This window comes from Flavobacterium sp. FG19 (genome assembly GCF_057809475.1).
In genome coordinates, this window is record NZ_JBMDKA010000011.1 from 1 (window position 1) to 21,369 (window position 21,369).

The following is a 21,369-nucleotide window of genomic DNA, read 5'->3' on the forward strand; positions in this document are numbered from 1 at the left end:
AAAAATAATTAAAATTTCAATTTTAACTTGTAAATCAACACAGAATCTCCGAAGCCATTTTTTAGGTTATATATTGTTCTTATGCAGTTATAGAGAATCAGTTGTTTTCCAGTGAAATTATGTTCCGTTGGAACAAAATATAGATAGTAACATTATGTGGACACATTTTTAAGTCCCGGAGGGACGTCATATTTATAGAAACAGGTTTCATCATCATATAAAAACGGAGGGATGGTCAATATTTTTTTCAGCCTTGGAGGGACGTTATATTTATAGAAACAAATTTCAGCATAAAGCAAAATTCCTGATCGGCGGCCAATATTTTCCAGTCCCGGAGGGACGACATATTTATAGAAACAAATTTCAGCATAAAGCAAAATCCCTGATGGGCGGCCAATATTTTTTCAGTCCCGGAGGGACGTTATATTTATAGAAACAAATTTCAGCATAAAGCAAAATCCTTGATGGGCGGCCAATATTTTTCAGTCCCGGAGGGACGACATATTTATAGAAACAAATTTCACCATCATACAAAAAGCCCCGGAGGGGCGAAATACAACATTCTGAAGCAGTCTCCAAATTCAGATTTTATTACGGGATTCGTAGAATATTTTCTCTGTCTAAAAAATAAATTTTCTCTAATTATCTTCATTTTTTCTTTTCAAATTTTAACAAATAAAAACGCTTTTTTAACCCTTTTTTCTGATTAAAAAAATACCATAACAATTGTTTAAGTTTTGATCAGAAAACGTCTTATTTATAATGATTAAAACTTACCTGTATTCAGGTAATTTTTTTAATTAAATAACTGTAAATCAATTGTTTGTTGTTATTTAAATGTCGTTTAACAAAAATAAAGAGATTATTTTTCTTACTTTTGATCGATTTTTTTAACAAAAGGTATCTTCCAAAATACTAGTCGCTAAACATTGATATATGAAGAAAAAACTACTTATTGGACTGTTGTTTTTGTACAGCAGTTTTTCTCTTTTTGCTTCCAGTTTTAACATTCCTGTTCCCGATTCGGAGTATCAGGCTTTGGTTGATTTTTACAAGGCAGCCGGAGAGTCAAACTGGAGTAACAAATGGAATACAGGTGAGAACAATCTGCATGAAGTTGCCTGGTACGGGGTAACGGTAGAAGAGGGGCATGTTACAGGCATTGATTTAAGCAATACCAGTAATATTGCAGGAGTTATTCCGTCCTCGTTCGGAAATTTAAAATATCTTAAAACACTTTCGCTCTATGGAGGAAATTATTCTAAAGATTTAAGTGCGGCCGATTTAGGAGTTTTCTCCGGATTAGAAGCCCTGGAATCATTAGACCTGAGATATTGTAAATTAAAAGGCGCTATTCCGGCTTCCTGGAACAAGTTGAAAAAGCTTAAAACCCTTTACATCGGTTCAAATTCCATAACAGGATTACCGCCTGAGTTTGGTGAGCTTGAAAGTTTAGTAACGGCTGATTTTACTGACAATCAGATTCCTGTACTCATTAAAGAACTGGAAAACCTTACGGCACTCAGAACCCTGAATTTATCCAGTAATAGAGTAGGGACAATTACAGGTTTACTGGCTAGTCAGGTAAGTCTTGAATTATACTATCAGAAAATAAACCTTGAAAATATCGTTTACAAGGGAACCGATTTAAAAATTGAAAACCTGCCTAATGTAGTGCATTACAACAGGTCTGCCAATGACTTTTCGGCCCGCAGACAATTTACGGTTTATCTGCGCGGCAGTCAGATCGGGACAGCAATAACAGCGGCAGCAGACGGGAGTTTAACCATTCCGTCTTCTTATCTGGCGAGTTTAAAAAACGGTGACGAAATATATCTGCGTCAGGAGTACGATGGTACATCCGGAAGTGCTTATTACAGCAATATTTATTTTACCAATATAAAAGTAAATCAGGCCAGTGTGCCTAATGTTGAATACCAGGCTTTGGTTGATTTTTACAATGCCATGGGCGGCAGCAGCTGGAACAATAAGTGGGATATCAATGAAAATAATCTTAACGAAGGAGCCTGGACAGGTCTAAGTATAGAAAACGGCCATATTACCGGATTAAACCTGAATAATACCAGCAATGTTTCGGGAGCGATTCCGGCTTCTTTTGGAAATTTGAAATACCTTAAAAACCTTTCGCTTTACGGAGGTAACTATTCTAAAAATTTAAGTACAACCGATTTAAATGTACTCGCAGAACTTCAGTCTTTAGAATCCCTGGATATGCGTTACTGTAATATTGCCGGTGCAATTCCGTCTGCCTGGAGTAAATTAAAGAACCTTAAAACAATTTACCTTGAAAGTAACAGCATTATCGCACTTCCCGAAGAAATTGGCGAGATGGAAAGCCTTGTTACCATAGAGATGTCAACTAATAAAATTACAACTATTCCGGCATCGATTGGAAACCTTGCCAATTTGGTGACGCTGAATTTATATAACAACCAGATTGAAGTTTTAAACAAAGAACTTGAAAATATTGCCTCTTTAAGAACACTGAATCTTTCGAGTAATAAAATTGCCAATATCGTGGCATTACTGGGCAGTCAGGTTAACCTGGAACTGAATTCACAATCAGTAAACGTTGAAAATTTTACCTATACAGGTGCCGATGCCAAAATTGAGAACCTTCCCAATATTGTGTATTATAACAGAAACCAGAATGATTTTTCGGCTCGCAGACAGTTCACAGTTTATGTAAACGGAAATCAGGCGGGAACCAATATTACAGCAGCCGAAGACGGAAGCGTAACTGTTCCGGCTTCTTATCTGTCATCTTTAAAAACAGGAGATCAGTTCTATTTGTACCAGCAGTACGACGGAACAGCAGGAAGTGCTTATTATTCCCGAATTTATTTTGTGAATGTCAAAGTAGACCAGCCTAAAATACCGGATACTGAGTATCAGGCCTTAGTCGATTTTTATAACGCCATGGGCGGAACCGGCTGGAACAATCAATGGAATGTAGCTTCAAACAACCTTCATGAAGGAGCGTGGTACGGAGTAAGTATCGAAAATGGACATATCACAGGTCTAAACCTGAACAATAATTACAATGTATCAGGTGCCGTTCCGGCCTCAATTGCTGACTTGAAATATCTTAAAAACCTGTCTCTGTACGGAGGAAATTACAGTAAAAATCTAAGTACTACCGATTTGGCAGTTTTAGCTGATCTGGAGTCATTAGAATCCATAGACTTACGATATACGAATATCAAAGGTGATCTTCCGGCTTCCTGGAACAAACTTAAAAAACTGAAAACGGCTTATTTAGGAAACAATGCCCTTACGGCACTTCCTGAAGAAATTGGCGCATTGGAAAGTCTCGAAATACTGGATATGCCCTATAACCAGATCAAAGTACTTCCGGTATCTGTTGGAAATCTGACCAAACTAAAAACGTTAAACCTTTCCAATAACCAGATCGAAGAAGTTATTAAAGAACTGGAAAATCTTCAGGCCGTAACTACCATTGATCTTTCCGGCAATAAAATTAGAACAATTACGGGGCTTTTAAAAAGTCAGGTATATCTGGAACTGAATTCGCAAAACATTACGATTGATGGTTTCCTTTATCAGGGAACCGATGTTAAAGTGGAAAACTTGCCCAATGTACTTTCTTATAACCGGTCTTTAAATGACTTTTCGTCAAGAAGACAGTTTTATTTATACTTAAGAGGCACTCAGACAGCTACTAACTTAGTAATGGCAGAAGACGGCAGCATTACTATTCCGGCTTCCTATTTGTCATCTTTAAAAACAGGAGACGAAATGTACCTGTATCAGCAGTATGATGGTATGAGCGGCAGTTCCTATTATTCCCGAATTTATTTTACCAATATCAAAATCGATCAGCCTAAAATACCGGATGAAGAATATCAGGCTTTAGTTGATTTTTATACCGTAATGGGCGGAACCAACTGGAACAATCAGTGGACAGTGGCCGAAAACAACCTGCACGAAGGTGCCTGGTACGGGGTAAGTATAGAAAACGGACATATTACCGGACTAAATTTAAACAATAATTATAATGTTACGGGCGCCATTCCGGCTTCTATAGGCGATTTAAAATACCTAAAAAACCTTTCGCTTTATGGCGGGAATTATGGTAAAGATTTAAGCACAACTGATTTAAGTGTTCTGTCCGAATTAGAATCCCTTGAAACACTGGATTTACGATATACAAGTTTAAAAGGTGATCTTCCGGCTTCCTGGAACAAGCTTAAAAAACTGAAAACGCTCTATCTGAACAGTAACCAGATTACGGCATTACCGGAGGATTTTGGTGCCATGGAAAGTCTGGAAACAGTGGACGCATCGTACAACCAGATTAAAGCTATTCCGGTTTCGACAGGGAATCTGGCCAATCTGGTAACGTTAAACCTTTCCAGTAATCAGATCGAAGTGCTGATTAAAGATTTAGAAAAAAATACGGCTTTACAGACTTTAGATCTTTCAAGAAATAAAGTAGCGGCTATTCAGGCTTTATTGCCAGGGTCTGTGTATCTGGAACTGAATTCACAGAATTTAAGTATTGAAAACTTTTTATACGAAGGTACCGATGTAAAAATCAGCAATCTGCCTAATGTGCTTTTATACAATAAACCGACGAATGATTTCTCTGCGCAGCGTTCTTTCAGACTCTACATCAGAGGCAGTCAGGTTGGAAGTAATATCAGAGTGGCGGCAGACGGAACGCTGACAGTCCCGGCCGATTATCTGGCCACTTTAAAAACAGGAGATGAAATGTACCTGTATCAGGAATATGACGGAACAACGGGATCTTCTTATTATTCCTATATCTATTTTACCAATGTAAAAGTAGACCAGCCAAAAGTATCGGATACTGAATATCAGGCGCTGGTTGATTTTTACAATGCGATGGGCGGAACCAACTGGAACAACCAGTGGAATGTAGCCGAAAATAACCTGCATGAAGGGGCCTGGTATGGTGTTAGTATTCAGAACGGACATATTACAGGACTTAACCTGAATAATAATTACAATGTTTCGGGAGCGATTCCGGCTTCTTTTGGAAACCTGAAATACCTTAAAAACCTGTCATTGTACGGAGGAAATTACAACAAAGATTTAAGTACGACTGATCTGGCCGTCATTTCGGGCTTAGAGTCACTGGAATCTTTAGATCTTCGATATACCAAACTTAAAGGTACGATTCCGGCTTCATGGAATAAGCTGCAGCTGCTGAAAACCCTGTATCTAAGCTATAACAATATTGCCGATACGGATGAAGCGCTGGCGTATTTACCGCTTTTAAAAATAGTAGATATAACAAATCAGACTATTACTGTTCCTACTATTGAAGTAGGGGCAAACGAACTGGTAATCGATCTTCCTGTTTTGTCAGCACTATTATTTACGGCTAATGGCGGGGTTATCAATAATAAAAACCATTTTTCACTTTATATCAATGGGGTAAACAAGGCGTCGAATTATTCCAACAGCGAAGGAAACCTGATTTTTAAGGATATCGCTTTATACGGAATTAAATTAACAGATAAAATCAGGATTGTACAAAACGACGGTGCAGCTCAGGGAACCGCTATTGATTATACACAGGTTGTTTTTGGAAAACCGCTGACCGAGGAAGAATTTGAAATCCTGAAGAAAATTTATGCCAGTACAAACGGAGCACAGTGGACACAAAAATGGGATATTTCTGAAAACAAACTTCATGAAGTAAGCTGGTACGGTGTAGGAACCAAAGAAGGCCACGTAGTATCGCTTATTTTATCAGGAAATAACTTGTCCGGAACACTGCCTGCCGAAATTTCTAATCTGACGTATCTGGAAACCCTGAACCTGCAGTCCAATACCGTAGGAGGATCAGTTCCGTTAGATTTAGGGAAACTGAAAAACCTGAAAACACTTAATTTACAATCCAATAAGTTTGAAGGCACTATTCCGGTTTTATCCGGTATTTCAGGCTTAAAGAAATTATCCGTTTCGGGTAATTTATATAAAGGTACCATTCCGGGGCATTTAAATGATTTTGAAAGTATCGAGCAGATCGATCTTTCGAATAACGGATTTGATGCTTTAGAAAAACCTTTTACTTATGATCCTGCTCAAGTATATGTGAACCTGAGAGGACAGGTAATAGCAAAAGACGAATACCTGTATTTAAAAGGAGACGAAATTATCGTTGATCTTCCGGCAATTGCTTCCTATAACGAAACGGCACAGGATTACAGCGGTGAATACCAGTTTGAACTTCAGGCCAATAATTTCAAAATTTCTGAAGCGACGGCGGTTGCTAATACCATTACATTCCCAAATATTGCGGCAGCCAGTATTCCGTCAGGAGCAAAAATTGCAATCTGGCAGAAAAACGGAACTTCTCAGGGAACTTATTTAGAGTTTAAAGGCATTGCTGACGGCTCTGAAACGCCTTTAGCAGCAGAAGAATATGATGTATTAGTAGCATTTTTCCAGAATGCGGGTGGAACAGAGTGGAAAGAGACCTGGGATATCTCTTCCAATAATCTACATGAAAAGAAATGGAAAGGTGTTACTACTAATGACGGACATGTAGTATCTATTAATCTTCCTGATAACAACTTAACAGGAAACATCAGTGTTGAAATTGGCAAATTAACAGAATTACAGAACCTAAACCTGGCTAAAAACAAATTAACCGGAACCATTCCGGAAAGTTTATCCAAAGTAACCAAATTAAAAACAGTTGATCTTTCAGAAAACAGTCTGACAGGAATTGATGCAGCATTTGCGCCGGCAGTAAGTTTTAAAATCGACCGTCAGAAAATCAATCTGGGCGAATTGCCTTTAACGGTAGATGCTGTACTAAAAGACCAGAAACTAAACCGTTACGATCATACCAATTCTGTTTTTAATACCAGCCAGTCTTATAATATGACTTTAAAAGACTATTTCCAGGTGGTGGCCGTACCGCAGGATGGTGTAAAACTAACCAGTATTTTAAGCGAATGGAACGTTCCGAACAATCAGGTTCTCGAACTAAGACAAATTGCAGGATCTGCCCGAAACAGTGTATTGACTTATACAATAACCTATAGAGAAGGAGATTCAAATTTAGACAGCAGTGTTAATATTTTAGACATTCAGTCTACTTTGAATTATACCTTAAGCCAGAAACCAAAATTCTTTAATTATGGTGCTGCCGATATTAACAAAGACAAGAACCTGAATCTGCTGGACATTATTTTATTAATCAATAAAATTCAGGCCGGAAACATTGAAAAACCTGCCAGTACAAAACGTCCGGTGTTAACCGGTACCGAAGATGTCGTATTAAGCATTGAAGACAATACTCTTTATATCGACAATCAGTCAGCTTCGACAGCGGCCTTTGATATTCGTTTAAAAGACAGTGCCAAAGGAGAAGTAAAAGAACTTCTTTCCGGTCTGGGATATACGGTTTCAGTCGCAGAACGTGAAGGCGAAATCAGTATTGCCGGTTTCTCTCTGGATAAATCACTTTCAGGTAAACAGGCTGTTGCCAGAGTTTCTCCTCAGACGGTAATTACTACCGCGATGATTTCGGATTCTGATGCCAAAGAGCTGAGTTATAAAGTATCTAAAACTTTAGGAACCGGAGATATGGAATCAGATACTGCTGCAGCCCTTTTAAATTACCCGAACCCGTTTACTGAAAAAACAGTCATTCAGTACCATCTGCCGGAAAGTGCTGATAAAGCCGTTCTCAAAGTTTTTGATACACAGGGAAGACTGGTAAAGCAGCAGTCTGATCTGGAAACTTCAGCAGGAAACCATGAAGTGACTTTTGAACGAAACGGACTGGCCTCAGGAGTATATTTCTATACCATTGAAGTACAGGGAACCGGAAAAGCGGGAATTTTTAAAGGAAAAATGTTAATACAATAAACTCATCATAATGATAGCTAACGAATTAAAAACAATAAAAATAAAACCGTTTCTGGCCTTTATATTCCTGTTTTTAGGAACTTTTATTCAGGCTCAGAATAGTTTGAAAGTTACGGATGCATCAGCAGGACCGGGCGAGAAGTCGGCAGTTTTGGTGGAACTTGCTAATACCGATGAAGTAGTGGGGGCAGAATTTACGCTGACTGTTCCCGAAGGACTGATCGTAAACGAAAAAGACAGTAAAATTATCGAAAGCCGTAAAGGAGATCATGCTATTTATGTCAACATCGAAAAGAACAACCCAAGGAATTATCACTTTATAATCCTTTCCTTAACCAGTACGCCTTTTAAAGCAAAAAGCGGAACCTTACTGGAAATTCCAATTGAAATTCCGTTAAACTATACTTCGGGACAGATTCACAATCTGGATTTGTCAGGTGTAGTATTAAGTTCTAAAAGTGCCGTAGATATTGGTTCCAATCACGTAAACGGAAAATTAACGATTGCGGCGGCACAGTTTCCAGATCTGACAATTTCCGGAATCACGGCAGCCGAATCTAAAATAACACCTGAAGGCAAAATAAATGTTTCCTGGAAAGTGGATAATATTGGAGACCGTATCGCTTCGGGAGGATGGATTGAACAAATAAGCATCGTGTCGGAACTTACCGGAACAGAATACACTTTAGGTACTGTTTCTTATAATGACGATTTGGATAAAAAGAAATCCGTAAACAGAACAGCCGCATTTACACTGCCAAAAGTTGTAGGGATCGAAGGTAATGTAAAAGTAAAAATAAGTCTTACGGCCAATGCTGCTGTAAAAGAACCGGATGATTTAAAAAACAACAACAAGGTAATAGCAGCCAATGCCATTCTACTAGAAAAACGTTTGTACCTGACTTTGGACAAAAAAAGTATTTCTGAGAATTCGACAGAAGTAATCAGGGCTGTATTGACCCAGAGCGGGGACAGAAGCAGTGATAAAACATTTGCTCTGACAGCTTCGCAGAACGGACAATTGGAATTGGATTCTAACATTACCATTCCAAAAGACCAGTCTTCGGTAGTTTTTTATATCAAACCAATTGACAATAATGTTAATGATGGTGCGAGAACAGTATCGCTTTCGGTTTCCGGAAATGAATATCCGTCCGCAGCAGAGACTGTTGAAATCATCGATAACGAATTTTCGACGATTACGCTGACACCTTCAAAAATAACAGCGACAGACGATGAAACGATTACGGTTACTTTAGAGACCAATTATGCGAGAACTGCTGCCACGACATTTACTATTTCGGCAGATCAGGGTTCACGCTGGACAGTCCCGGCAGAAGTAATTCTTCCTGCGGGCAGTAAAACAACATCGTTTACCATTACCGTAAAAAACAATAAAGTTCCTGAACCAACCGTAACCGGAAAATTGACTTTAAGAGCAGAAGGTTTTCAGGCGGGAACAACAGAAATTAGTTTAAAAAGTTCCAATATTCCGGTATTTGAACTCGAAATCAGTCCGTCGACTATTTCGGAAGCCGATGGAGTGTATGCAACTTATGCTACACTGAAGCGTATCAGTAAACCGGAAATCAGTACCAATATCCGTTTAAGTGCCAGTACAGCCAATGCGCTAATCCTTCCGGATGTAATTGATTTTCCGGCCAATGTCAATTCGAAGAAATTCAATATTGGGGCTGTAAACAACGGAATCGTAGACGGAACCAAAACGGTAAACGTAACGGCAGATGTGTATATATCGTCCTGCAATTGTACGGTTCCGGCAGGAAACGGAGGAACTGCAGTTTCAAAACCGGTTACTATTTTAGACAGTAACGGACCGGCTTTAAGCGTAAAAGCAAATCCTGCAACGGTGAAAGCCGGAGTAGAAAAGGCGGCTAAAATTACAATTACCAGAAATACGGTAGATACGTCTAAAGCTGTCTCAGTACAATTAACATCAGATACTCCAAGCATTGTTTCGATTCCGGCACAAGTCACTATTCCGGTTGGACAGGAAAGCGTTGAAGTAGAAATCAATACGATTATTGATGCATCAAAAACAGGAGATCAGACCGTTCGTATTCAGGCCGAAGCAGACACGTTCAGCGCCGGTTTTGCCTGGATTCTGGTAACAGATCAAAATAAAGCGGATGCCGTAGTAACTTCCGTAAACACAGTAGCTGAAGCGGGTGGAGAAGATACCATAGAAGTAAAAACAACCATCACGAATCAGGGATTTGCAGTACTGGCCAAAGGAACAAAAATAGAATACTATCTTTCAAAAGAGCAGTCGGCTAAAAACGGTACCCTGATTTTTTCCGGACAGCTTAATGAGGATATCCAGGCGGGTAAAAAACTGCATCTCGTAAAATCAATTAAACTGCCGCAGCAGGCTGGTGCCTATTTTGTTGTAGTGGCCGTTAATTCTGATCAGAAAACAGTTGAATTATCGTATACGAATAACGAAGGCTATTCGGCTATCAAATTAAATTCGAACTATTCAGCGGTATGTGCGGTTTCAAAACCCGTTTATAAATCAGGTGAATTAGTAAATATTACCGGATCAGCCAAACTGGTCAATAACAGTGCTGCAGCCAATAAAGAAGTGGAGATTACGATTTCTGACGGAAATTTTACACGTTCGTTTAAAGTAAAAACCAATGCTGCCGGAAACTTTGTTTACGATTTTGAACCGTTACAGGCAGAAAGCGGACATTATACGGTAAGTGCCGGATATCCGGGAACGGTTAATGCGGTTCAGGCCCAGTTTGATATCGTTGGTTTTGAGTGGACCAATAAACCAGCCGATTACCTAAAATGGGAAGTCGTAACACAGGTGCCTTATAAAGGAGAATTTAAATTGAAAAACAACAGTAAAACGCCTTTAACCAATATTAAAATAGAACTGCCTGCGGATGCCGGATTTACCATTCAGACCGATGCATTAACGCTGTCGGCCGGACAGGAAGGCGTACTGGCATATACTATTTTAGCCGAAACAGCATCAGCAGAAGAAAAATATTATCAGATCAATTTTAATGTTACTTCAGCCGAAGGTGCGCAGCTGCCAATTCTGGCCTATTATCATGCCAAAGCACAGACACCAAAATTACAGGCTAATCCGGTTAGTATCAATACAACGATGATTAAAGGATCATCCCGTTTTTACGAAGTAACCGTTACCAATACAGGCGCTGTTGATGCCGAAAAAGTAAAAGTAGACATTCCTGTTCTGGAATGGATGAAATTAAAAAGTCCCGCAGTAATTGAGAAAATGGCTCCAAATGAAGCTGTAAAACTCATATTGGAATTAGCTCCGACAGACCAGCAGCAGCTGAATGTTCCGCTGACAGGAAATTTAGCATTAAACCCTTCGAACGGAGGCGGGGTAAGTATTCCTTTCAGAATAGAACCCGTTTCAGAAGCGACAGGTTCGCTATTGATCGATGTTGTAGATGAATATACGTATAACACCGAAAGAGCCCCGCATTTACAAGGTGCGAAAGTAACAGTGCGTCATCCTTTTTCAGGAGTAGTGGTAGCAGAAGGAATTACCGATGAAAACGGATTGTTCAGCACTCCGCAGATACCGGAAGGGTATTATACTGTGACGGTAACTGCTGATAAACACGATTCGTATCAGAATAATTTATTAGTTGATCCGGGTAAAGTAACTTCGCAAAGAGTCTTTATTACGTATCAGGCAGTTAGTTACGAATGGGTGGTAACCCCAACTGAAATTGCCGATGAATACCAGTCGGATCTGGTAGTGAAATTTGAAACCAACGTACCGAAACCGGTAATCGTAATTGATATTGATGATCCTGTTTTAAACCTGAATACCGGTGAAAGCAGAATGAGTTATGCAACAGTAACCAATCACGGACTAATTGCTTTGTCGAATGTAAAATTTAATATAGACAGCCAGCAGGATTACAGTTTCAAACTGATGATTGAAAAAATGGATGTGTTAAACGCCAAATCGACAATTATAATTCCAATCCTTATCACGAAAACCGGAAATACATCCAAAACGACCGCTTCACAAAACTGTTCTTATAATTTAATAACAAGAGGAACGTATGTTTGTGAAACAGAGCAGGATGTGGCAGCGTTTAAACCGTATTATGTACTAACATGTTCCACTCCAAGTACTCCGGTAGTGGGCGGAAGTCCTTCTTTTAACGGAGGCGGCTTTGGAGGTTTAATTCCTATTGGAACAGCTATTGGGAATATTGTTACCGGACTTCCTACGATTTGCGATAACCCTTGTATTACTTCGGTATTCGGGATGGTAATAGGCTGTGCCGGAGGACCTGCAGGAGCTGTGGCGGGCTGTCTTTTAGGACTGGCAACGGTAAACGGCGATACCATAAACCAGATTATCGCTGTGGCAGGCTGTATTCCGGGACCAATTGGCTGTGTAGCAAGTATGGTTTCGGTTTTAAAAACCTGTATTTATGATCCGCTGGCTTCCGGAAAAACTACAGCCAAAAATAGTTTCCTTGAAGCGATGTACAATGACTTTTATATCATGGATAATGCCCAGACAGCTTTGAGTAACCGACTGCGGGCCTATTTAGGAAATCCGAGACTGCTGGAAAGCGCTTCGTTTAATGCCTTTATGCAGGAAGTCGCGGTAAACCTCGATACTGAAAAAGCATACTCTGCAGCTGATGTAACACGAATTAAAACCAATTTAGCGGGCACAGATATTACAAGTCAGGAAATTGATAATTTCTGTAACCGATGGAATAAAACAGTAGAAGCCTGGTCGAAAAATATCAAGGCACCTACTACAGCATATCCCGACATTATCAATAAAAATGATATCGAAGAATATGACAGAGTAAGAGGATTATTGACAGCACATTATCAAAGCAGAGGTTTTGTTTCGGCAGAGAAAATGTACGAAACAGATATGAAAGACCTTAAAGAATATATTGACGAGCTGGATGCCAAAACTTCGGTTTGTGCGACTGTAACCGTTAAGTTCTCTCAAAAAATAACCATGACCAGAGAGGCGTTTGAAGGTACATTGACGCTGAATAACGGAAGTGATTCAAACACCATAAAAGATATTAATCTGGATTTACTGATCAGAGATGAAGCCGGAAACGATATGACCCATTTATTTCAGATCAATAAAGATGCTTTCTTAAGCGGAAGCGGACTTGTGGCTCCTAATACGAATCAGTCGGGAACGGTTATTTTTATCCCGACCAAAGAGGCTGCACCAACGGTACCAAAATCCTATTCATTTGGCGGTACTTTATCGTATCTGGATCCTAATACAGGTGACAGGGTGACAACACAGTTATATCCGGTAACACTGGATGTAAACCCAAGCCCGGATTTGGTAATGCATTATTTTATGCAGCGTGATATTCTGGGAGATGATCCTTTAACAGATAAAGTAGAACCAATTGTTCCGGCAGAAATGGCCTTACTGATTAAAAATGAAGGTTATGGAATCGCTAAAAATGTTCAGGTAGAATCGGTTCAGCCGGAAATTATCGAAAACAAAAAAGGACTGTTGATTGACTTTGAAATTATTGGAAGTAATTTTAATAACGAACCGAAACAATTAGGCTTACTGAATGTTGATTTTGGAAATATTGAGCCTCAGAAATCGGCATTGGGACAATGGTGGTTCACCAGTACTTTATTGGGCCATTTTGTAGAATATGATCTTAAAATTAAACATTTAAGCAGCTACGGAAATAAAAACCTGAGCCTGATCAAAGCTTCGTATGTACATGAACTGATTCGAAGTGTAAAAGCATACGGTGCCGGACAGGACAATATAAATGATTTCCTGGTTAATGATATTGCAGATATAAAAGATACTCCGGATGCGATTTATTATTCAAACGGAGAAAACGACGAAGTCTATAAAGTAACTTCGGGAACGGTTTCAAATACTATTTCACCTGCTCAGCTGACTACAATTTTAACTATGGATTCGTCAAAAACAGGCTGGAACTATGGTAATATGGCCGATCCGGGAGCGGACCGATACAAACTGGAAAGAGTGGTAAGAATAAGCGATAATCTGGAACTGCCAATAGAAAACTTCTGGCAGACACATGTAACGCTGAGAGATGGTCTGGATCCGAAGTATGAAAACAATCTTCACTTTCTGGATAAAATTTCAGGATTAGAAAGATATACTTTATACTATAGTCCAATTAATAGGAATGTACCAAAAGTAGATTCATTTGGAGAGGTACCTTCAACATCTACAAAAGTGGTAGAATCTGTTCAGGTAAACTTTAATAAAGCCATCAACCCGAACACCTTTACATCGGCCAATATCACCTTGCTGCATCAGGGGAACAAAATTCCGTTTGATGACAGTCTGATCGGAAAAGTAAACGATTCTACTTATGTTTTAAATACTAAAACACTGGCGATTGCTTCAGGTTATTATGAATTAACGGTACAATGTGCCGGAATAAAAGACCTGGAAGATAATGAAGGTACAGAGGGAAAAAGCATTTCATGGATACAGATTATCGGCGAACTGGGAATTGTTCAGTTTAAAACCGATCAGATCGAAGCCCAGTCGGTAAACAGTGTTGAAATTCTGTTTAATAAACCCGTAAAACCGGTTCAGTTTACCAAAGAAAAACTGACGTTGAATGGTCAGACACCGGAAAATATTTCGATAGTAACCGAGGACAATCTGAAGTACACTATTGTAGGATTAAATGAATACAATAAAGAAAGCGGTGAATATGAACTTTCAGTCGATCTGCCAGCTGTAAAAGCAGAAGACAATACGGTTGGATTACTGGTTCAGTCGAAAAAATGGAAAGTCGATATCGTAATTCCTGAAGTAGATGCCTTTACACCAAAATACCAGGGAGCCGTACACAGTCAGAACGTTACAGATGTTTTGGTTACTTTAAACAAACCAGTTGAAGGTTTTGATAAAAACAGTATTACCTTGTTTAAAGGAAGCGTAAATCAAAATGCGGTTGTAACAGTAACCAAACAAGATGATCTGCAGTATCTGATTTCAGGTTTAGGAACGTATACACAAACCGAAGGAGGATACAAAATAGTAGTAGACCAGACCGGATTTAAAGATGCTTCGGGTAATTTTGGAACGGGCAGTGCGAGTACGATGTGGGAAGTAAAACTAGGAAAACCCTCGGCACCGTCTAATATGCATATTACACCAGACAGAGGAATTTCTGCGGCTGATAATATTACTTCAGGCACTGATTTGTCAATTGCCCTTACGACGAAAGGTAATAAACAAACTATCGAATTGTATGTGATAACCGCTGCCGGGAAAACACTGGTAAGCAGACAAAGTCAGGAAACCGCCAAAGAAGTTTTACTGCCAATAACAGGTTATACCGGTAAAAATACTTTTGAAGCCCTGGTATATGATGAGTCAGGAAACGCCAGCGATGCTGTTCGTATTGAGACTTATATTGATATCGTTGATTTAGATTGTACAGTAACGCCGTTGAGTATTAACAGTGATTGTTCCGAAACAGATGTTCTAAAAGTTCAGTTTGCCGATGAGATTACTGCTTCGGCATTTACCAAAGAGAATATCATTGTGAAGTCGGGTGGAATAGTGGTTTCTAATGAAGAGCTTACACTGACTAAAATATCAGATAAAGAATTTGAGATTGGAAACATTGAAAAGTATACCGGAACCCACTCATTTGGAATTGACCTGACCAAGCTAAACAAGAAATCAAGTGGTTTACAAGGAAAAGGAGTAGTGTACACCAATGTCGAAATTTCGGTAAACAATACTGCCGAAATCACGGGAGATGCTGTTATAACAGATGCGAATGTAACTACAACCTATACAGCAACTGAAGCTATGCAGAATTATGTATGGAATGTAACCGGAGGTGAGATTATCGCTGAAACGGATCATTCGGTTACCATCAAATGGACCGAACAGGGAGTTCAGACGCTTTGGCTGTATTATGTCACACCGGGTTCCTGCAGTAAAAGCACGTCACTGGAGGTAAAAGTAGATGCGTCATTATCTGTTGATTATCCAACTGAAGGTAAAAACGGTTTGATTCTGGCACCGGTACCTAACGACGGAGACTTTACCCTGACTTTAAATGGTAACGACGGACAGTTTATTTTAAATGTTTTTGATACCAGCGGAAAACTGGTTTACAAACAGGATAAACTCGAAATGGCATCAGGTTCAGGAAAAGAAATCAGAACACATTTAAGAACCGCAGGAATATATTATTTACTGCTCTATAATGCAGATGCGGCTTATAAAGCTAAGTTTATTGTTAAGTAAAGAGTGAATAGTAATTAGTAAAGAGTAATTAGTAAAGAGTAATTAGTAAAGAGTAATTAGTAAATAGTGAAAAGAAAAAAAGCTGTCTCAAAAGGACAGCTTTTTTTTTCGCTTCAGAGAAACAGGATATTTATAGAAAAGAATAGATTTTTACAATATAAAGCTCCGGAGGGGGCGGGAGAGGACGCAGTCTCTTTTTAATTAAAGTCCCTGTCTGATATCACTAAGGATTTCTTCTATTTTATCAACTTCATTTTTAGAAATATTATTTGAGGTATCCAAGGGATCAAAAGACACGGTTCCGCTGGCTTTTTTACCGCCTGTTTTTTTAAATAAATTCCAGGTTATTGAAATTGTATTATAAGCATATTTGGCAATTTGACCGGCCGCCGACCAAATAACTTCTAAGCGTGAATATGTACTATTGTTTTTTACAGCGGTTCCAAGATGCCTTATATTAGATTCAAAAGGGATCATATGGGTATTGGCATCTCTGGTTCCGGCAACCAGATTAGTGGAGTCTGTTCTTCCTCCTAATCCGGCACCTCTTATATGAAGCCATTCCCATCGCTGACCGCCCAATCGGTTTAAAAGCCAGGCATAGCCTGCTGCATTGGTATTGCCCATGCTTTTATACTGTCCGTCACCTCTGTCGCGTCCTACAGGCGTATTAGTGAATGTGGCAGTTTGAGGGGTCTGGATGTTTCCTAAAGTTTGATCCAGCTTGTTTCGGAGTTTTAGTTTTTCCTTTTTATGCAGTGCCTGATTAGTATAATTTTGTCCCATTATCTGCAACGGCCCTGATGCTTCACCGGCTACAGTGGCAGATTTTTTGTAGACCCTTACACCGCTTTTCTGGCCATCCAGTATTATATTATTAAAATAATGATTGTTAAGTGTCTTGTCACCGGGTACAATAGCAGGGTTTACTTCGGTCTCCATTTTGTGGGCACGTCCTTTTGCACCAAAACCACCCTTGTTCATTGGGAAAACCTGCACCAGCTCACTTTTAACTTTAGTGATTAGGAGACTATAGCCGTTTAATTTTCCAAGTAAAAGGTCTCTTTCTACAGTTTGGTTCCTTAAGGCCCTTCTTGGAGCAGGAGGCAGCTCGCGTATTTTTTTAATAGTCTCTCTTGCTCTTTTGCGAATTTCGGTAAATCTGGCTGAATACGTATTGATGAGATTAATGTCAGCGTCATCATCAAGCTGTTCTTTAACTTTTTTAATGTATTTATAAGCTGCCGCTATTTTTTGGGCGATAGTGTTTTTTATATCCAGATATTCTTTTGCAGGGTTCATTTCGTATTCAAGTCTCTGCCTTCTTCTGTTTTTTTGATGATTATTTTTGTCTTTTTTCGGAGGATTTTTGACTATTCCCAGCTGAATCACATGATGGGGCTGAGACACCTGAACAGACTGCATTTGTACAGGTTCCTGGTTCGATTGACTTTGATTTTTCGTTTTTTCATTTTCAGCAATATGCTTTTCAGACCGCTGTATAGTAGTGCTGGTATTAAAATTTACTATAGCCTGATAAGATTTTAACTGCTTGTGAGGAGCAGAATTGTGCGACAGAGATTTCGTAATACGATTGTCAGCTAACTGAACTGCTGAATTCCCAGTTGCCTTATTGGCTGCAGGATGGATTTTTTCTTCTTTAGAAACTCCTCTGTAAGTATTCATAATAACAGTAATGTAGATTAAAAATCAGGCTAGTATTAATTCACAGATTTTAATTTTTGCATAAGTAATTTATAAGCTTTTCCGTTTTTAGGCATTAATTCTTTAATTTTATTCTGAATCGTTATACCTTCGTTTAGAATATATTGTGCGTCTTCTTTATTGAGTTTAAGGTCGGGAACATTAAAACTAAAATTTAGCAGCCTCTGATAATCTTCACTTTCTGTATTTTTCAGCCCATGTGGAACTTGTAAAAGTGTTAACCAAAAATTTGTAATTCTTAATGAATTAATTTTGTTAACTCCTTTAGTATCTGGATTTTTATATTCTGCTACTTCTTTTCTGAATTTATCCCGCTCAGTCTTTTTAGGATTGTTCCAGGCTTCTTTTACATATGAATAATAGGTTCTTATGTAATTAAAAATTCTATATTGTTTTTCAGTCCAGGTAAAACCTTCTTTTTTGATTTTTTTTGTGTTACTGAATTTATCGAAATTCCCGCCTTCATAAGAATATGCCCTGTATTCAGTTTCATAACCAATTAAAGCGCCATTGCCTTTTTGTTTTCTGTGTTCATCAGCATCATGCTGAACTTCATGTTTTAAAGTCTCCTGTATTGATTTAGCAGACATTCCATCAGACATTACTAAAGTCATTCTTCCCGCTGTTTGTGTTCCCAATTGTCCTCTTGGTTCAAGATGTACACTTGAATTGTTATTGAGGTCGTCCCAATCATAATCGGCAGCACCACTTTGTAATTCGCTTCCAAACAATGCATGAGTAGTAACAGGATTTTTCATAGCTGTGATGACCCTGGCATTGCTGTCTCCGGTCTCACTTAAAATATCTATAGGAGTCATAGGCATTAAAACCCATTCAGATGAATTTTTTAATCTTAAATCCTCATTTTGTGCCCGCCCATTTTGCGCTATCTGTATAACGCGATTTTTATATGTAAGATTTTTTGCTACAGCTGCATCGTGAAGCTGTTTTCTGTAATGACTGCCATATACCCTGAGCATAGTAACAATGATTGCTGTACCCACAGCGGCAAGAGGAGATATAAAGTTTGTAAGCATTGCAGCTGTAATACCAAAGTATGCCGCTATGGCTTGTTTACTCGGTTTTACATTAAGATAAGAAGCAATAAGGTTTAAGGTGTCTTTTATTGTAAATTGAATTAAATCAGGAGCTTTAGACATCAATTGGACATTTTCTGCGGACATTTTCTGAATAGTTCCTGAATGTTCGGAGGGTGTCTTTTTATCGGAAATATTCATAGCCTTGAGCCCCATAACATCAGCTTCCTTTTCTAAACCTTTATCATCATTTACATTTACTTTTCCTTTCATCTGCAAAGTTGGTTTTACACGACCCTGTTTTTGCTGTACGACATGCCAGGCTTCATGCGGCAGGTGTTTTTCCTGCCCCGAAGCAATATGAATATTGGTTCCCTGTGCATAAGCATGAGCGTTAAGCTGTGCTGGTTTACCCGAATTGTAATGTACTTTGACATCGTCCATAGAATGGCCGGACAGATTTTCTATTCCGGATTTTAAATTATCGGGCAGACCGGTATTATTTGCCTTTTTTTGTAAAACAGAGGCGGGGCGGTTATCCTGAAGTTCGGCTGCCTTATTCTGAATAACCCCGCTACCCGAATTAGCCGCAGCTGATTCGGTTTTGGACTGGTCTGTTATTTTTTGATACTGCTGCATAATAGAATCTTTTCGATGTAAAAATTATTCTTTACTTACCTGATTGTAAAATGTTGCTATCTGCGAAATATTGGGATGTTATTGTATCACTTTTGCTGTAACACCATTTGGGGCAGATTTTTTCCAGGTTTCATGGAAAGATTTTTTTTCACGGCCATACATAGCAAAGTACCACATATTTTCAAGCTGGTTTTCATAGTAACCTGTAACAGTACCTAATTTTACAGCATATTTCATGTATCCTCTGCCTAATCTTAAAAGCCGTTCGTAGCGCCATTCATCATTGTGTTTTTCATATTGTGCCGTATGATCTCTAAATACATTTACATTTCCTGCTGCCACAATTTCTTTATAATCTTTTTCGAGCTGCTGAAGGATGATATCAACGGCAATAGCCATTCTGTTATAGTTTTCTAAGGTGACATAGTCGCCGCCGCTTTTGGCAACAACCCCTGCCCAGTGTTCTCCCCATTGCATATGGGTGCGTTTTTCAGAGAAAAGACCATGTACGGTTGTTATTTCATTCCATAATTTTTGCATTAAACCTGTCGGGGGTACTGTTGTTCTTGCAAAAATTCCAAACCCTTCACCAACATCCGGATCTGCATTTTTATCAGCACCTATATTTTCGGGATTCTGCCCTCCAAGAGCCGTATTTAATGCTGCATCTCTTTGATTTCTCTGAGGCAGATTCGTAATTACGGCAGCACCCGCCATTCCGTTTAAAAGTTCTATTTTTTGTACATCGACCCTTAGGATCTTATTAGCAAAATCCCCGCATTCACTGGATGAAAGCAAATCCGGAGCAATCACAGGGCTGACCTGATACAGAGGTATACCAAACGGGTTCCACATACTGGGAAGTGTAATACGGCCTGATCCTGATCTTAATCTGAGAGGAGCATTTGCTGCAGTCAAAGCCCGATTACTCACAGCTACTATTCCGGGGGTTGCAAAAAACGATTTTGATTCGGCTCCTTCCGCATTTGGGACCGCCATATCATAGTTGTCAGATACTTTCATATCCGGGGCATCTTTATAGACTTTCGAAGTCTTCATATCGTAGGTCATCGTAGAAGCATTATCATCTTTTGTTTTTTCTACTTCCTGTTTCTGAAATTCGAATTCTGGGGCAGCATCACCTCTTCCTTTGCCATATCCGCGAATTAAACCTTTTTTCATATCCGTATACCTCTGAATCACGGAATCATTTGCTTCCTGTTTGACTGGGAAATGGGACTTAGAGGAGCATAAATTATCTGATTTCATCTGCAAAGCTTTTGCCCCCATAACATCAGCTTCTTTTTCTAAACCTTTATCATCATTTATATTCACTTTTCCTTTCATTTGCAGGGTAGGTTTTACACGTCCCTGTTTTTGTTGTACGACATGCCAGGCTTCATGCGGAAGGTGTTTTTCCTGCCCTGAAGCAATATGAATATTGGTTCCCTGTGCATAGGCATGAGCGTTAAGCTGTGCCGGTTTACCAGAATTGTAATGTACTTTGACATCGTCCATAGAATGACCGGACAGATTTTCTATTCCGGATTTTAAATTATCGGGCAGACCGGTATTGTTTGCCTTTTTTTGTAAAACAGAGGCAGGGCGGTTGTCTGCAAGTACAGCTGCTTTGCTTTGTGCCGTTTTTTCGGCTGAGCTGAAAACAGCTGATACCTGTCCTTTTTTAGATGTTTCATTATAGTTATTCATACTATTGAAATAAATGGATAAGCTGACTACGGAATTATTTTAAAGGCTTTGATTTGTTTATTGGCC

Annotated in this window: 5 protein-coding genes; 2 read left to right on the top strand and 3 right to left on the bottom strand. The window is 39.0% G+C overall.

Annotation, left to right across the window (positions count from 1 at the left end):
- Nucleotides 1-936: 936 nt before the first annotated feature.
- Entirely contained in the window at nucleotides 937-7,896 is a 6,960-nt protein-coding gene (locus ACODST_RS12400; RefSeq protein ID WP_488932421.1) for a leucine-rich repeat domain-containing protein, read from the top strand.
- A gap of 10 nt (nucleotides 7,897-7,906) precedes the next feature.
- Complete coding sequence (locus ACODST_RS12405) at nucleotides 7,907-16,192, top strand: T9SS type A sorting domain-containing protein (protein WP_488932422.1); 8,286 nt, start codon at nucleotides 7,907-7,909, stop codon at nucleotides 16,190-16,192.
- A gap of 201 nt (nucleotides 16,193-16,393) precedes the next feature.
- On the opposite strand, the gene ACODST_RS12410 is transcribed toward ACODST_RS12405, so the two are convergent.
- The 3 genes from ACODST_RS12410 to ACODST_RS12420 form a co-directional block, all read right to left on the bottom strand.
- The gene (locus ACODST_RS12410) at nucleotides 16,394-17,878 is read right to left on the bottom strand and encodes a hypothetical protein (protein ID WP_488932423.1); all 1,485 of its coding nucleotides are present in this window, start codon (nucleotides 17,876-17,878) and stop codon (nucleotides 16,394-16,396) included.
- Nucleotides 17,879-17,913: 35 nt separating this feature from the next.
- Nucleotides 17,914-19,593 (bottom strand): eCIS core domain-containing protein, encoded by a 1,680-nt coding sequence (locus ACODST_RS12415; RefSeq protein ID WP_488932424.1) that lies wholly within the window; start codon nucleotides 19,591-19,593, stop codon nucleotides 17,914-17,916.
- Nucleotides 19,594-19,671: 78 nt separating this feature from the next.
- Entirely contained in the window at nucleotides 19,672-21,303 is a 1,632-nt protein-coding gene (locus ACODST_RS12420; protein WP_488932425.1) for an eCIS core domain-containing protein, read from the bottom strand.
- Nucleotides 21,304-21,369 lie beyond the last annotated feature (66 nt).

Excerpts from the sequence above, each read along its gene's own strand:
- ACODST_RS12400 (WP_488932421.1), top strand. The coding sequence starts at position 937 with ATGAAGAAAAAACTACTTATTGGACTGTTGTTTTTGTACAGCAGTTTT.
- ACODST_RS12405 (WP_488932422.1), top strand. The coding sequence starts at position 7,907 with ATGATAGCTAACGAATTAAAAACAATAAAAATAAAACCGTTTCTGGCC.
- ACODST_RS12410 (WP_488932423.1), bottom strand. The coding sequence starts at position 17,878 with ATGAATACTTACAGAGGAGTTTCTAAAGAAGAAAAAATCCATCCTGCA.
- ACODST_RS12415 (WP_488932424.1), bottom strand. The coding sequence starts at position 19,593 with ATGCAGCAGTATCAAAAAATAACAGACCAGTCCAAAACCGAATCAGCT.
- ACODST_RS12420 (WP_488932425.1), bottom strand. The coding sequence starts at position 21,303 with ATGAATAACTATAATGAAACATCTAAAAAAGGACAGGTATCAGCTGTT.